The organism is Nitrospira sp. CR1.1 (assembly GCA_014055465.1).
Lineage (GTDB): Bacteria > Nitrospirota > Nitrospiria > Nitrospirales > Nitrospiraceae > Nitrospira_A.
Genome location: WIAF01000006.1, coordinates 194,318 through 209,220 on the forward strand (window position 1 = coordinate 194,318; position 14,903 = coordinate 209,220).

A 14,903-nucleotide genomic window follows, 5' to 3' on the forward strand; every position below is an offset into this window, starting at 1 on the left:
ATGCAACACGAACAGAGCATCTCCTGCCTCTCTGCGTTTGAACAGCATCATAACGATCTCCTGAGGTTTTTTACCCATAAACTCGGTTGTCGCGACCTCGCAGCGGACTGTGCGCAAGAGACCTATGTCCATTTGGTCCGCATGCGCTCGACCATTGATGTGCAAAACCCCCGTGCATTTCTCTTTCGCGTTGCCGCCAATTTGGCCGTAGACAATCTCCGGAAGATCCGCATTCGCCGGGAAACATTGAGTGTCGACCCGCCCCCAGACAATGCCGCCAGCATGGCGCCCTCGGCAGAAGATGCATTGGAGGCCAAGCAGCGGCTGGTCCGGGTGGAACGCGCCATTGGGGAACTGTCACCCAAGTGCCGGAGCGCCTTGTTGATGAATCGCTTAGAGGGAAAAACGCATCGGGAGATCGCGGAAAAACTCGGGGTATCGGAAAGCATGGTTGCCAAGTATGTCATCCAGGCACTGAAGCACTGCCGTGCGCGCCTAGATGCGGAAGAGTTGCCATCTGGTTCGTGACTGTTGCAAGCTCGCCTCCATCCGTCTTATACAGTAGCTGTTCGCCCCAGGCTTGACCGAAAAATCGCCTGGTATGCATGCGACGGATGGATGGATGTCCGACGCGAATCCCCCACAATCCCCTTCAGCGCTCGAAGACGAGGCCCTTGCGTGGGTCGTGCGCCTTCACTCCGGCCATGCTTCCGACCAAGAGGTTCGTGCCTGCGAAGCATGGCAACGCGTCAGTCCCGCTCATCAACGCGCGTTCCGGGAAGCCTCGACCTTGTGGGAAGAGATCGGTTCTATAGGCCCCACTCGGCGTTCACCTTCCCGAACCGTGCGGCCTGCTGATTCTTATAGTCGTCAAGAGTGGCCACGGCTCCGAAGCTGGAGCCTGGTCGCCTGTGTCTTCCTTCTGACGATCGGTTGGGTCTCCTGGGAACCCCTCTTCACTCAATTTCGTCTTCGGACGGCCCAGCATCGGACTGCGGTCGGACAGCAAGCGCAGATCGTGCTCCAAGACGGCAGCCAACTCATGCTGAATACTGACACCGCACTCAACGTGGTGTTCTCGCCGCAAAGGCGCGAGGTCTACCTGCTCAAGGGAGAAGCAGCTTTCACCGTAGCACCCGACTCAACGCGGTCTTTTACCGTCAAGACCCATGGTGCCGCTGCTACCGCATTAGGCACGAAGTTCGTGGTACAGACGCGGAATGATTCAGTGACGGTCACTGTGTCGGAACATGCTGTACAGGTTTCCTCTCTAAACAGCCCTACTGCGTCACCTAGAATGGTTCGAGAAGGACAACAGGTCTCCTATTCGACGGATGGAGGCTGGAGCGCGGCCTGGTCAGTGGATGCCAATGAGGTGTCCGCATGGCAACGAGGCAAAATGATCTTCCACGCCCAACCACTCGGAACGGTAGTGGCAGATCTGAATCGATATCGCCACGGCCATATCTTTATCCTGAATCCATCCCTCCGTTCGCTACCGGTCACCGGCGTATTCGAGACCCACGATCCCGATGCGGCCTTGCGCGTCATCGAACAGACGCTCGGTATCCGCGACACCACTCTCAGTCCATATTTTGTATTCTTGCACTAAAGCCCCAACAACTCTCTCCCCGTCCCGAGCTGTTTCCTCGCAGGATTTTTTACCCGACCGATGAATTTCACTGCAGTCTCAACGGCTCCGTCCGTCTTTACCTATGGAACGACGGTCAGAAATCGTCCGGTCTTTCTCTATATTTTTTCGGCTTCATGGGGACAAGAACAGGGGGAATCATGCAGCTCTCATGGCGGGGCATCATACTCACACTTCTCTCGGTCGTATCGTTTCACGCGGCCGACGCCCGGGCCGGGGCAGCACACGAAGCGAAGACGGCCGGCCGGCCAGGCATCTTCTCCTTGGCACAGGCGACTTCGGGCGACGAATTGTCAGAACGCACGGAGTTCGACATTCCGCCACAGCCGCTGGGCTCGGCCATCACTGCCTTCGCCGATCAAGCGAACTATCGTCTGCTGGTTCCCTCAGAAATGACAGAGGGGAAGACCAGCACCGGCGTGACCGGTCATCACTCACCGGAAGAGGCTTTGGCGCTCATGCTTGCTGGGACCGGACTCACGTACCGGTTAACCGAACCCCACACCATGACTCTCGAGCCAGCCGCCGCATTGCCACCGCCACCGGCACCCCTTGCACAATCGACCCCACCGGAACCCCGAAATCTCAATACGGAGGTCCCCCGATCAGCGAAACCCGTGAAAGTGCCTGAAATTGTAGTGAAGGACGTCGAAGATCGAGGATACGCAGTAGACGACTCCTCAACGGCCACGCGCATTCCGGCGCCGATCCACGACACACCGCGCTCGGTCGAAGTGGTCACCAGGCAAGTCCTGGACGATCAAAAAGTGATTCGTTTCAGCGAAGCCCTCCGGAACGTCAGCGGCGTTTCACAGTCCAGCACACAGGGCGGTCAAGCCGGCACCTTCATGATTCGCGGCTTCGCATCTGAACTCAACGTCTTCAAGAACGGGTTCCGCGACGACAGTACCTTTAGCTCCCGTGCACAACGCGACATCATCAACATCGAGAGCGTGGAAGTCGTGAAAGGTCCACCATCGTATCTCTATGGCCGTTCCGATCCGGGTGGCGTCATTAACCAAGTCACCAAAGCCCCGTTAAAGAACTCCTATTATGCCGCTGAGATGATCATCGGAAGCTACGGTCTCTACCGTCCGCAGATCGACATGGGCGGTGCGCTTAACGAAAGCAAGACCCTCACCTATCGCTTCAACGGCATGTATGAATCGGCCGGGAGTTATCGAGACGGTGTCAATTCAGAACGTATCTTCCTCGCGCCGACCTTCGGATGGGAGATGAGTTCACGCACGAACCTACGTTTTGAGGCCGAATATATGTACGACAGAGCCCCGATTGATCGAGGCCTCGTCGCGTTCGGCAACGGGGTCGCCCCGATTCCAGTCTCCAGCTACCTGGGCGATCCGTCCCGCAAACTGGAGACTCATCAAGGGAAGGCGACCATCACTCTGTGGCACGACATCAGCAACCTATTTCGGTGGCGAACCGCCTTCCGAACCGCCGTCGCCAGCGGCCGCTACTCAAGCCTGGAATCCAATTTCCTAGTCGGAGCCGAAAGCGATGGCATCTTGAATCTGGCTCGCTACGAACTTCCAACGACGGTCCAGAGTCACTACTTACAAAACGAACTCCACGGCAACTTCACGACCGGCTCGATCAAACACAAGACGATCATCGGTATTGAACTTGGCCGGGAAAACTCGACCGCCACAGCCTCGGGTGATTTCGGCGGTGACACGAGCACGCCTGGAGCCTTCAGCTACATCAACCTCTTCAATACCAGGGATCGGCTGTTTCTGAATCCGGCCCTCACAAAATTCAGCGATTCCAGCACGCAAAACAACATTCTCGGTGCGTACGTCGGTGACCAGCTCGACTTGCTGGACAACCTGCACATGCACTTCGGCGGCCGGTTCGATCTCTTTGATCAAACCATCACGAATCGTCCGGACGATTTCACCTCGACCAGTAGTCAGAACAACCAAACCGACACGGCCTTCAGCCCATCAGTCGGCATCGCCTATCAACCAATGAAGCCGATCACGCTGTTTGCCAACTACACGGAATCGTTCGCTCCGCAGAGCGCCGGGTCGCGAAGCATCAATGGCACTCTCTTCACCCCCGAACGTGGAAAATCCTATGAAGGCGGTATCAAGTACCAAGCCTTTGGAGGCAGGTTACGGTCCACGGTCGCTCTGTTCGACATCAAGAAGAAGAATGTTTTGACGGCCGATCCGCTCAACGGCTTCTTCTTTTCCGTCGCGACTGGCGAACAACGCAGCAAGGGCGTCGAATTCGACATTGCGGGGCAAATCCTGCCCGGATGGGACATCATTGCAAACTATGCCTACATCGACACGCGCGTGACGAAGGATGTGCTCTTCGCCGAAGGCAGCCGCGTACCCAACAGCTCGCTGCACCAAGGAAGCCTCTGGACTACCTACTTCTTCCAGGAAGGCATCGCGCAGGGATTCGGCGCCGGTATCGGCATGTATGCGCAAGGTAAACGGAACGGCATTTTCCAATGTCAGGATCCGGCCAATTGCCAAGCACCGTTTGAAATGGCCGGTTACGTGCGGATGGATGCAGCGTTGTACTACCGAAAGCAGGAATTCTTCAAACGAACTAATCTCCTCGCGGCGATCAACTTCACCAATGTGCTTGACCACCGCTACTTCACCGGCGCACAGAATTTCCGGGAAATCGTATATACCGGTGCACCGTTCACCGCTATCGGGTCACTGAAGTTCGAGTTCCACTAATTTTCATAGGGATGACCTGGCGAGACAGTTCCTTCCTGAGAGGGCTGTCTCGCCAGACGGCACTGCGGCCGAAAGCACTGTACCCAAGCCTGACCGTTTTCGAAAAGAAGCCAGCCGGATCTGTCTTAAGATGAGGCACTAGTCAGCGGGAGGTCTTTTTGAGGGGTGTGAGTGATCTTCGGGAAGATCGGCAAGAGAAAGCACCACAAGTTCACCGCAACGATGGCACTTAACCACCACACCACGCTTCTCGAGCCGGGCTGTTAGTCGACCACAGACACAACGCACATCCGTGGCGCCCTGAGTATCGGTAGGTTTGTCCATGCTGTGGCCTATGACAGACTGGCAGCCAACAGTAGCTCCATACGGTATAGGACGCACGAACGTCGTAAAACATCACCCCGGACACGCATCATTCATGAATCCGTGGCTTTTTCAGGGGGCCCCGGTGCGGTTTCTTCTCCGTCAAACGTCAACAGAGAGAAGGAACCAAGACGCATGCCCGTCACCCATCTGAAATCACACGTGTCCGCGTCGAAGGCCGCGAGACATCGTCTCGCGTCGTCGCCAGCGGGTACAGCATCTCCACCATCTGGCCATCGTCTAAAAAGGTTGTGGCTACAGGTCCACTTGTACGTGGGCCTCCTGGGCGGCGCGCTGTTCGTCCTGACGAGCCTTACGGGCAGCTTTCTGGTCTTCTACAAGGCCATCGATGAATGGCTGAATCCCGCTCAGTTGATCCGAACCTCCGGAAACGAACAGCCTCTGAGCGAGATCCTGGCCGGAGCCCAGTCGGCACATCCGGATTGGTCCTCTCCCGATACCCTTATCTTTCCGCTCCACAACCGCGACTCATTCCATGCCTGGTTCAAGGACCAGACGCCCCCTCTCGCCGAAGACCGTTGGCATGTCGTCGCCATCGATCCCTCGACGGCTCGCCCCTTGAGCGATCGCCGTTGGGGGTCGTTTCTGGTATCCATCATCTATGAGTTGCATCAGGAGCTGCTGTTGGGAAAGCCGGGAGAGGTCATCGTCGGTATCATGGCCCTGCTTCTCCTCCTGTCGATCGGAACGGGACTCTATCTCTGGTGGCCGAAGCCGGGAAAACTCCGTCGCGCCCTCACGTTTCAGACTAGCGGTAGCCCTATCAGAAACCACTACGACCTGCACAAACTCACCGGTCTGGCCGGAGCCGTCTTGCTCACGCTTCTTGCCCTGACAGGGTTTTACTTAGAGTTTCCCCGTGTGGTCTCCCCCGTCGTCAGCTGGTTTTCGCCCGTTCGGGATCTGTCGCCCGAACAGCCGCAGTCGGAATTCCAGCCGGGGATGAAAAAGATTCCCGTCGAACAAGCGATCGCGATCGCCCGGACCACCTTTCCCGATGCTCAACCGATGTGGATCGGCCTCCCTCAGCATGAGCGGGACAGTTATTCCGTGGGCCTTCGGCAACCTGGGGAAGTTCGGCAGGCGGGGGGAGAAACCGAGGTGTGGATCGATCAATACAGCGGCCTCGTTCGACGGATCACGGATTGGCGTCAATTTACCGGAGGAGAAACATTCTTGTCTTGGCTCTTCCCCTTGCACAACGGTGAGGCCTTCGGCCTCACGGGTCGATGGTTGATCTTCGTCACGGGCTTCACGCCGCTTCTGTTATATGGCACGGCGCTGCGGATGTGGTGGCTGAAACGAGACGCGCACAGGCGCCGTCGGGAAGGTTAACGCCGGGGTATCAGGCGTGCGCTGGACGCGCGACCGCCGGCACAGAGTCCATACAGTTCGAGATTCTGCGCGGTCAGATGAAATCCATTCGCTTCTGCAACCTGCTTCCGCAGCCGTTCGATGGTCGGATCTTCAAACTCCACGATGTGCCCACACCCGGTGCAGATCAGATGATCGTGATCGCCTTTCGCAAACACATTATCGTACTGTGTTTCTTCCCCGAACCGCCTTGCCTGCGCAAAGCCCTTTTCGCACAAGATCCGCATCGTTCGATAGATCGTGTTCAAGGGCGCACGATGGCCGCGGCGATTGAGCACGCGATACAACTCTCGGATTGTCATGTGCTCCCCTTGCAAAAACGCTTGGACGATTCGTTCCCGCTGGAGACTCCAATTCAGCCGCGTGCGACCCAAACTCCTCCGGATGTGGTCAATTCCCTGTACCGACTGCCGATCGTTTCGATCGGCGCGCAATTGCGTCATACCGTTCATCCAGCCGAGTCTCCCCTCTGACGTCGATTCCGGCTCTTGTTCAGTAAGACGCGCGAGGCGACGGTCTCCGCACCTCCAAAAATGATCAGGGCCGAATGGATCGGGAAGATGAGCATTCCCATTCACCAGTTCTCACCCCTACTATCCGCCGCGTGAGCGTGACGATTCTCGACCGACAGCACAGGAGCCTATGTCGGAATTAACTCAACACGACGTATCGACACTAGTTCGTGATCATGCCTCGGAACTGCAACAGTTCCTGACGCGCCGCTTGGGTTGCATCGACACGGCCAAGGACCTCGTGCAGGACACGTTCCTTCGGGTGCTTCAAAACAGGCCTGGTGAAGTGCTGGGCAATCCACGCGCATTTCTTTTCAGGGTGGCCACGAATTTACTGATCGATCATCACCGTCGGCAGCAACACCGGGCCACGGAGACACTGGACGACCCTGAGCGCCCGCTCGATCACTCGGACCAGGCGCCGTCTCTCGAAACGGTCGTCTGGTCGAAGCAACAGGTCGCGCGCCTGACCCGTGCGATCGAAGAACTGCCCCCAAAGTGCCGCCAGGTCTTCCTGCTCATCAAATTTCACCACTGCACTCACGCGGAGGTGGCCACGAAACTCGGCATTGCCCAAAGCACGGTCGTCAAGCACATGATCAAGGCCATCGACTTTTGTCGCAGCCGGCTCGATGAGCCGTACTAGCGATCGCCGTTACCTCATGGAGGTTCACTCAACATGACGCCTTTCCTCTCTTGAGAGACGGTTGAGTCAACCACGTGACAAGGCCTCCACCAGGCGTTACCATGACCCACTCGATGGGCACACCTGAATCCAAGACTGTCGATTCAACCGCCTCTGCGTGGCTTGTCCGGATAGAGACCGGACCCGTCACAGCCGAGGAGCGCCAACGATTTTCCGAGTGGCTTTCCGCCGATCCGGCTCATCTCGCCGCCTATCGTAAGGCCAAACAATTCTGGCACGCTTTGGATGACGTGAGCGCGGAGCATGTTCGCGAGTGGGATCGATTTCTGCCTCAGGAGCCGCTCCACGCAACATCGACGCACGCGATCCTGCCATGGCGGCGGATGGCACTGGCCGCATCTGTTCTCCTCGTCGTCGCAATCGTCACCTGGATCGCAGTCGCGGGGCTTCCAGTCGGCGACTACCGCACGGCGGTGGGAGAGCAGCGCACCGTGCCGCTTTCCGATGGCTCAACGGTACACCTCAACACGAATACCGCGTTGTCCATTAGCATGACAGAAGGAGCACGTCGGTTGACACTCCATCGAGGAGAGGCCTTCTTCACAGTGGCGCCCGATTCCAGCCGCCCCTTTGAAGTCACGGCCGATCACGGTGTGATTCGCGCCTTGGGAACCGCTTTCAATGTTCGCACGGAACGTGATCACACCACCGTCACCGTGGCGGAACATACCGTGAAGGTCATGTTAGAGTCCGATGCGTCCATGGATATACACGCGGGGGAACGGATTCAGTACCACCACAACCGATGGCTAGGATCGGTGGAACGAACGGACATGCCCCGCGCGTTGGCATGGCAGCGGCACCGCCTGGTTTTCAACAATGACCCATTGCCTGTCGTCCTGGCCGAATTGGCACGGTATCGCTCCGGTCATCTCGTGTTTCTGCGAGATCACTCCCTGAACGAGCTGCTGGTCACCGGGTCGTTTGATACCGATCGTTTGGATCGCTTCCTGCCTGCCTTGGAGGAAAGTCTTCCGGTTCGTATCGTCACCCTCGCCGATCGCATCTCCCTTCTCTACCGATCCCGCTCCACAAAATCTTAAACCGCAGGGTTCTGCAGTAGACCTTTGCCTTCCTTCGTCCGTCGTAGTGAATGGCCCCTCATGAGCCCCATGACATTTCGCACGACGACGGAAAGGATGACCCATGTTTGCGTTCCGTTTTTCCGGATACCCACCACACTTCGTTCACAGGCATCAGCGACGCCGTCAAGGCTGCACGCTATTACTCCTCAGTCTATTGATGATTCACCAGGCTCCGCTGGTTGCAGCCCAGGGGCAGGAAATGTCCGCAGCCTCTCCGCAAAGGTTCGACATCGCACCTCAGGCGCTCTCATCCGCCTTGCTGGAGTTTTCCTCCACGGCACAGATTGAACTGTTGTTCGATGCCGCCATGACGCACGACCTCCGGACACAGGGAGTCTCGGGCGACCACGTTCCTGCAGAGGCCCTGCACATTCTCTTGCAGGAGACGGGCCTCAGCGCCCGCACCACATCCTCGGACAGCATCACGCTCGAACGAACTTCCGCCCCTCAATCCCTGTCCGCGGCCAGCGCCCGCGGTGTCACATCAGTCGCGGCGTCCGAGGCCTCGCCTCGACCCGCCGCACAGAAGTCGGTGAAAGTTCCGGAAATCGTCGTCAAGGACGTCCACGAACGAGAGGACGATCTCCAGACCTACGTGGCGGAAGAAGCCATTTCGGCGACGAGAACCGACACTCCGATTCGCGACGTGCCGCAATCCATTCACGTCATCACCCGCAAGGTCATCGAAGAGCAGCGCACCTTCCGCTTGCAAAACACCTTGGAAAATATTTCCGGCATCAATGCGACGGAGTCCGCCGCTTCTCTCTACGATTCGTTGATCATCCGGGGCTTCACCGCCACGGATCGCAGCTATTTCCGAAACGGCCTGCTCGACCCCTTCGCGCAGTTTACGGCCTCCGACACCTACAACATTCGCCGGCTGGAAGTGCTGAAGGGCCCGGCATCCGTCCTGTACGGACAGGGAGATCCGGGCGGTGTGATCAATATCGTGACGAACAAACCCCTGCCGAACGCCGCCTACTCGGCGAATGTCACGTTGGGGAATTTTCACTTCTATCGATCGGAACTCGACGCCACCGGCCCGCTCAATGCCAGCAAGACAATCCTCTATCGCTTAAACGTGGCAGGGCAGAAAGCCGGCAGTTTCATGGACTATGCCAACCGCAATGTGGCGGCCATCGCTCCGAGCATCACGTGGTTGATGAGTTCACGCACCACTTTGACTGTCGAAGCGGACTACTTGCGGCGCTGGAGCAACGATCCGTACGGCCTGCCAGCACAGGGAACGCTTCTCCCGAATATAAATGGCCCCATTGCACGAAATCGCTCGGTCACCCTGGGAGAGTTCAGCACCTTCAACCGCACCTCCTATCGGGTCGGGTATGACCTAACCCATCAGTTCAACGACACGTGGTCCATCCGCAACGCCTTTCGGCACACGATTGTGGAAGACGACAAAAATAACCTCTATGCCTCCCCAGTTTCCTTGGACCCCGACGAACGCACCCTCCAACGCTTTCAGGTGCTTCAACCCCAGATCGCGCGTCGCCATGCCAACTCGATGATCACGAACGTCGTGGGACACATTCGATTCCTGGACATGGACCATACGCTGCTGACCGGTGTCGAACTCAGGCAAGAAAAGACGGATCGCTTCGCGTTTACCTTCGCCGGGGCGCCACCGATCGATTTGTTTGCGCCCGATTATTCGCTCACTCCCCTTCCGTTCACCGGTGACCTGATCAGCTCTCAGTCCGAGAACAAGACCGCGGCGTTCTACGTCCAAGATCAAGTCACCATTCTCCCAAACCTGAAATTTATGGGTGGCCTGCGATTCGACTATGTTCATCAATCCACCCAAGCCGTGGGAGCGGATGAACGGAGGTCGGACGATCATGCCGTCAGTCCTCGTTTGGGTCTGGTGTATCAGCCGATCGAGCCCCTCTCCCTGTATACGTCCTGGACCAAAGGGTTCCAGCCCAGCTCCTTACTCAACGTGAATCCCAATGGACAATTGTTCAAACCGGAACGGTCGACTCAGTATGAGGTCGGCATGAAAACGTTCTTTCTGGATAACCGCGTGTCGGCTACTCTGGCCTGGTTTCACCTGACACGCGAGAATCTTCTGACGCCCAATCCTGATCCCGGACTTGCCGCCCTGGGCTACTCTGTCCAGACTGGTGAACAGCGAAGCCAGGGTATTGAATTGGATATCACGGCACAGCTGACGCCCGGATGGAACCTCCTCACCGGTTACGCCTACACCGATGCAGAGGTGACGAAAGACACCGATACAACGCTGGTTGCCAAACGGCTCGCCAACGTGCCCTACAACAAATTCACGCTCTGGTCGACCTACCATATTCAGGAAGGTCTCCTGCAGGGATTCGGCGTCGGTGGAGGCCTCTTTGCCTACACGAGCCGGAACGCCTCCATCTTCGGGGATCAAACCGAGATGCCCGGGTACATCCGCGCCGACGCGGCCCTCTACTACAACCATGACCTGCAGAAGGGAAACTGGGTGGGAGCGAAGAGCATGCACATCGCGCTCAACGTCAGAAATCTGCTTGACCAGCGGTACGTGGCCACTTCCTACAACGGTTCGAGCTTCTTCTTTTTCGGCGAGCCTCGGACCGTGTTGGCCACCGTTGGGTTGAAGTTCTAAGGCCATGCCGTTGATCTGGATCGCAACAGGCCTTCTCTTCACGCTCCTGTCCGCTTGTGCCGAGGGGCGATGGGGGCAAACCGGAAAGTCCGACCTCCACACGCAGGAAGATTGGGAGCAATGCAAAGCGGAGGTGCTCTCCGGAGCCGAACATGGAAAAGAAACCATGGCCGGCGGCATCAATCTGAGCGGCTGCATGCACAGCAAAGGTTATGCCTACACAGAAGAACCGTCACGGCCCCCGGTCCCTTCCCAGCGATAAAAAATATCTTCGCAGGGGGTGCAGAACTCGCTCGCTTGAACGTCGATATAGTGAGGGGGAGCGGATTCGAACGGAAAGGGAGCGAATCGAGTGGAACATCTCAAAGGGTTGGTGGATTACGGGATCATCGGGCTGCTGTTGGCCCTCAGTCTCTGGGCCATTGCGGTAGCCGCGGAACGCTGGATCTTTTACCATCGTATCGACCTCCGGCGATACGGTTCCCAAGAAGAATTCGAAGTGGCCCTGACAAAGCGGTTGGTGGTCATTGGAACCGTAGCCGCGAATGCTCCCTATATCGGCCTGCTCGGGACGGTGCTCGGCATTATGCTGACCTTCCACACCATGGGATCCTCGGGCACCATGGCGGTTCAGACCATCATGGTCGGCCTGAGTCTGGCGCTCAAGGCCACGGCGGTCGGCCTACTCGTGGCGATTCCCTGTGTCGTGCTCAACAATGTGCTCCGGCGGCGGGTCACGGAGTTAATGACGCAATTCAAGATTCAGCATGGGACGTGATCTGGACCAGATCAATGTGATCCCCTTGGTCGACGTCATGCTCGTCCTCCTGGTCATTGTCCTGACCACGGCCACGTTCATTACGACGGGACAAATCCCGGTTCAGTTGGCGAAGGCGCACGCTGCCTCGGAGCGAAAGGATGTCCCTCTCGTCATCACCATAACGGCGGAAGGGACAATCTTCATGAACGATACGCCGGTTCCTGAAAATGGCTTAAGCAGCCTGCTCACTGCCCACCCACGGGAATCATCCGTGCTCGTGCGCGCTGATCGAGTGACAGTGCTCGACCGATTCGTGTCCGTCGTCGATGAGATCCGCAGCTTGGGCTTTCAGCAGGTCAGTCTTGAGGTGGTTCGCTCATGAGTCTGGCACTGCCAGTGGACTCGTCGCAACGCCAACGGGCTTCGCTCTGCTGGGCCTTCTCCATGTCGATCCACGGCCTGCTCATCGGGCTAGCCGTCGCGTTGCTCACGGAAATACCAACGCCGCCCCCCCCCACCTTCAAGTGGGACGTGGCGGTCGTGCAACCTCCGCCTCCTGCGACAGAACCAGCGCCGTCGCCGCCCGTTGAGTCGCAGCCTCCGCCCACACCTCAACCGGTGACACAGACACACCCTCGGCCTCAGCCGGTTCAGCAGGTCAAGAGTCAACCCGTCGTCCAACAGGTCCAACGCGTGACGGAGCCGCGGCCGGTTCAACAGACCCAGCCCATCCGGGACAGCCTGCCGGTACAGACTGCTCAACCAATTCAACAGGTCACCACGCAACAGATCGCAACTGTTACCCCGACCATCCAGGAACCGGTGAGTTCCACCACGGAAGTCGCGAAAACCGTTGTGGAACACACTGCCGTCGTCCAAGAATCGACTCCAGTCGTCCAACAATACTCCGTGCCTCAAGCGGTCGCTTCAACCGAACCGGTCATCAAACAGGCGGAGCCTCTCACTCAGATCGCCGCCATTGAGAGCGACGCCGCGCCAATCGAAACGGCGCCCGTGCCGGTCGAGGCTCCACAACAAGTCGAACAGGCGATCGTTCAACGGCCGGTAGAACCCGTCCAGCATCGGGTCGTGCAACAGCGAACCGTGCGGGCGCGACCTGGAGAACGTCCTGACTACGGGTGGCTTTCGCAGGCTCTCTGGTCTTCCGTCGATCAACGCAAACGCTACCCGGCAGAGGCAAAACGGAATCGTTGGGAAGGCCGCGTCATACTGCGCTTGACGATCGAACAACGGGGCGCCGCCGTCCATTTGCTCGATCTCGTGCTCGAAGAAAGCTCAGGGCATTCTGTTCTGGACCGTCACACGCTGGACATGGTGCGAAACGCCTTTCCCTTGCAGGTCAAACATCAATTGGCCCTGGCAAAAATACAATTGGATTTGCCCTTTTCATATCGAATGGAATAACCGCCTGTCTTTTATCAAGTACGGAGGACTTCATGGCACACCGTCGTCAATTGCTATATTTTCCATTTACTGTCCTGGCCATGGCTGTCACGACACTCTGCGCTGGCACATGGCCCGCTGTCGCGCAGCAGAACGGCGACAAAGCGTTTCATGCGCTGGTCACCGATGCGAAAGACGTGCAGACCGATTTGAAAAACGTGCTGTTTTATTGGGAAGAAAAAGTCAACGAAACGTCCTTTATCCCGCACGAGTTAAAGCACTTGCCGGTCAAACGTGGCACCGCGACGGTCAACATCAAGTTCGACGGCGTGAAACAATTGGAGGTGACACCCGGCGCCGACAAGGCCCTGCCGACACTCCACATCACGCTGGCGAACGGCAAGACGGGAGATTTTCCACTCGCGATTGAGGGAAGTTTCAAGGGCGACTCCGATTTCGGACAGGTTGAACTCCCTGTCCAGGGACTGAAGAAACTCGAGTTCAAATAGCGATCGCAGAATTTCTTCCCGTGTGCGCCTCTCAGGCTGCGTGTCCGGGGGATCTTGAGTACCGGTACCATTTCATGACTCCTCGCCGCACCATATACCTACTGCTCTTCTCTCTGAGCGCGATCCTGGGGCTATTGGCTGTCCGATGGATTGGCTTAACCCCCGTCCCAGCTTCAGACATACCAAACCCACCGCCGTCACCGACGGCGGTGGTGCTCGCTCCGGTGACGCTCGACCGGATCCGGCATACCATCAGAGCGGTCGGCACGCTACGCGCCAACGAAAGCATCATGATTCGCCCCGAGATCGCAGGGCGCATCCGTCAGATCTGGTTCGAGGAAGGCCAGGCCGTGGAGAAAGATCAACTGCTGGTCGAACTCGACGATTCCGAACTCCAAGCCGAAATGGCTCAAGCCGCGGCGCAACTCAAAGTGTCCCGTCTCACGTATGAACGACTGAAACAGTTAGATTTGGACGGCAAGCGATATGTGACAAAGCAGCAGCTTGATGAGGTGGCAGGAGCGCTCCAAGTTTCCCACGCCAACCAAAGTCTCTCTGCCACGCGATTGGCAAAAGCGAAAATACGCGCGCCATTTTCAGGGATCACCGGGATCCGTCGTGTCTCACCGGGCGACTTCGTCGGCACCGGCCTGGATCTGGTGAATCTCGAAGACCTCAGCCTGCTCAAGATCGACTTCAAAGTGCCGGAGACACTTCTTCGCCATTTGGCGCCGGGCCAACCAATCGAGTTGACCACCGATGCATACACAGGCAAGACGTTTAACGGCACCGTCTACGTGATCGATCCACAGGTCGAATTGACCACCAGATCCGTCCAGTTACGGGCCCGCATTCCCAACCCGCAACAGCTCCTTCGTCCAGGCATGTTTGCCCAAGTGCTCCTCACGTACGGCGAGGACGAGCGGGCCCTGATGATTCCCGAAGAAGCCGTCATGCCGAAACAGGACAAGATCTATGTCTACCTGGCCAATGACGGGACCGCGCGGCTGCGTGAGATTACGTTGGGCACGCGCATCAGAGGCTTTGCGCAAGTGCTAAGCGGACTCACGGAACAGGACACGGTAATCCGCGTCGGCCACCATAAAGTGCAAGAGAACGATCCGATCGTTGCCGTGACGGATTCGGTCCGCTGACCCTTCATCCCATACCAC

At 57.6% G+C, this 14,903-nt stretch carries 13 protein-coding genes and 1 pseudogene; 13 read left to right on the forward strand and 1 reads right to left on the reverse strand.

Annotation, left to right across the window (positions count from 1 at the left end; genetic code table 11):
• The 4 genes from GDA65_12650 to GDA65_12665 all read left to right on the forward strand — a co-directional run bounded on the left by GDA65_12650 (position 1) and on the right by GDA65_12665 (position 6,090).
• Positions 1 to 528: a sigma-70 family RNA polymerase sigma factor gene (locus tag GDA65_12650; protein ID MBA5863543.1), complete on the forward strand. Its 528-nt coding sequence runs from the start codon at positions 1 to 3 to the stop codon at positions 526 to 528.
• Between the two features lie 73 nt (positions 529 to 601).
• The gene (locus GDA65_12655; protein MBA5863544.1) at positions 602 to 1,612 is read left to right on the forward strand and encodes a DUF4880 domain-containing protein; all 1,011 of its coding nucleotides are present in this window, start codon (positions 602 to 604) and stop codon (positions 1,610 to 1,612) included.
• A gap of 155 nt (positions 1,613 to 1,767) precedes the next feature.
• Positions 1,768 to 4,371, forward strand: coding sequence for a TonB-dependent siderophore receptor (locus GDA65_12660; protein ID MBA5863545.1), 2,604 nt, complete (start codon positions 1,768 to 1,770; stop codon positions 4,369 to 4,371).
• Positions 4,372 to 4,869: 498 nt separating this feature from the next.
• Positions 4,870 to 6,090 carry a PepSY domain-containing protein gene (locus GDA65_12665; GenBank protein MBA5863546.1) on the forward strand — a complete coding sequence of 407 codons (1,221 nt, stop codon included), beginning with the start codon at positions 4,870 to 4,872 and terminating at the stop codon, positions 6,088 to 6,090.
• On the opposite strand, the gene GDA65_12670 is transcribed toward GDA65_12665, so the two are convergent.
• Entirely contained in the window at positions 6,087 to 6,572 is a 486-nt protein-coding gene (locus GDA65_12670) for a transcriptional repressor (protein ID MBA5863547.1), read from the reverse strand. The two genes, GDA65_12665 and GDA65_12670, sit on opposite strands and share 4 nt — an antisense overlap.
• A 199-nt stretch (positions 6,573 to 6,771) precedes the next feature.
• On the opposite strand from GDA65_12670, the gene GDA65_12675 reads away from it, so the two are divergent.
• The 9 genes and pseudogenes from GDA65_12675 (at position 6,772) to GDA65_12715 (ending at position 14,885) form a co-directional block, all read left to right on the forward strand.
• The gene (locus tag GDA65_12675) at positions 6,772 to 7,287 is read left to right on the forward strand and encodes a sigma-70 family RNA polymerase sigma factor (GenBank protein MBA5863548.1); all 516 of its coding nucleotides are present in this window, start codon (positions 6,772 to 6,774) and stop codon (positions 7,285 to 7,287) included.
• Positions 7,288 to 7,388: 101 nt separating this feature from the next.
• Positions 7,389 to 8,390, forward strand: a complete 1,002-nt coding sequence (locus GDA65_12680) for a DUF4880 domain-containing protein (GenBank protein MBA5863549.1) — start codon at positions 7,389 to 7,391, stop codon at positions 8,388 to 8,390.
• A gap of 103 nt (positions 8,391 to 8,493) precedes the next feature.
• On the forward strand, positions 8,494 to 11,058 hold the full coding sequence (locus GDA65_12685) for a TonB-dependent siderophore receptor (GenBank protein ID MBA5863550.1): 2,565 nt from the start codon (positions 8,494 to 8,496) through the stop codon (positions 11,056 to 11,058).
• Between the two features lie 4 nt (positions 11,059 to 11,062).
• Entirely contained in the window at positions 11,063 to 11,320 is a 258-nt protein-coding gene (locus GDA65_12690; GenBank protein MBA5863551.1) for a hypothetical protein, read from the forward strand.
• A gap of 90 nt (positions 11,321 to 11,410) precedes the next feature.
• Positions 11,411 to 11,836 carry a TonB-system energizer ExbB gene (gene exbB / locus GDA65_12695; protein ID MBA5863552.1) on the forward strand — a complete coding sequence of 142 codons (426 nt, stop codon included), beginning with the start codon at positions 11,411 to 11,413 and terminating at the stop codon, positions 11,834 to 11,836.
• Positions 11,826 to 12,200, forward strand: a complete 375-nt coding sequence (locus tag GDA65_12700) for a biopolymer transporter ExbD (protein ID MBA5863553.1) — start codon at positions 11,826 to 11,828, stop codon at positions 12,198 to 12,200. Before exbB ends, GDA65_12700 begins: the two co-directional genes overlap by 11 nt.
• The gene (locus GDA65_12705; GenBank protein ID MBA5863554.1) at positions 12,197 to 13,243 is read left to right on the forward strand and encodes a TonB family protein; all 1,047 of its coding nucleotides are present in this window, start codon (positions 12,197 to 12,199) and stop codon (positions 13,241 to 13,243) included. Before GDA65_12700 ends, GDA65_12705 begins: the two co-directional genes overlap by 4 nt.
• Positions 13,244 to 13,365: 122 nt before the next feature.
• Positions 13,366 to 13,731, forward strand: a pseudogene (locus GDA65_12710) (hypothetical protein).
• A gap of 74 nt (positions 13,732 to 13,805) precedes the next feature.
• Positions 13,806 to 14,885: an efflux RND transporter periplasmic adaptor subunit gene (locus GDA65_12715; protein MBA5863555.1), complete on the forward strand. Its 1,080-nt coding sequence runs from the start codon at positions 13,806 to 13,808 to the stop codon at positions 14,883 to 14,885.
• The last annotated feature ends 18 nt before the right edge of the window (positions 14,886 to 14,903 follow it).

Excerpts from the sequence above, each read along its gene's own strand:
- GDA65_12715 (MBA5863555.1), top strand. The coding sequence starts at position 13,806 with ATGACTCCTCGCCGCACCATATACCTACTGCTCTTCTCTCTGAGCGCG.
- GDA65_12700 (MBA5863553.1), top strand. The coding sequence starts at position 11,826 with ATGGGACGTGATCTGGACCAGATCAATGTGATCCCCTTGGTCGACGTC.
- GDA65_12670 (MBA5863547.1), bottom strand. The coding sequence starts at position 6,572 with ATGACGCAATTGCGCGCCGATCGAAACGATCGGCAGTCGGTACAGGGA.
- GDA65_12690 (MBA5863551.1), top strand. The coding sequence starts at position 11,063 with ATGCCGTTGATCTGGATCGCAACAGGCCTTCTCTTCACGCTCCTGTCC.
- GDA65_12675 (MBA5863548.1), top strand. The coding sequence starts at position 6,772 with ATGTCGGAATTAACTCAACACGACGTATCGACACTAGTTCGTGATCAT.
- GDA65_12705 (MBA5863554.1), top strand. The coding sequence starts at position 12,197 with ATGAGTCTGGCACTGCCAGTGGACTCGTCGCAACGCCAACGGGCTTCG.
- GDA65_12685 (MBA5863550.1), top strand. The coding sequence starts at position 8,494 with ATGTTTGCGTTCCGTTTTTCCGGATACCCACCACACTTCGTTCACAGG.
- GDA65_12665 (MBA5863546.1), top strand. The coding sequence starts at position 4,870 with ATGCCCGTCACCCATCTGAAATCACACGTGTCCGCGTCGAAGGCCGCG.
- GDA65_12680 (MBA5863549.1), top strand. The coding sequence starts at position 7,389 with ATGACCCACTCGATGGGCACACCTGAATCCAAGACTGTCGATTCAACC.
- GDA65_12655 (MBA5863544.1), top strand. The coding sequence starts at position 602 with ATGCATGCGACGGATGGATGGATGTCCGACGCGAATCCCCCACAATCC.
- GDA65_12650 (MBA5863543.1), top strand. The coding sequence starts at position 1 with ATGCAACACGAACAGAGCATCTCCTGCCTCTCTGCGTTTGAACAGCAT.
- GDA65_12660 (MBA5863545.1), top strand. The coding sequence starts at position 1,768 with ATGGGGACAAGAACAGGGGGAATCATGCAGCTCTCATGGCGGGGCATC.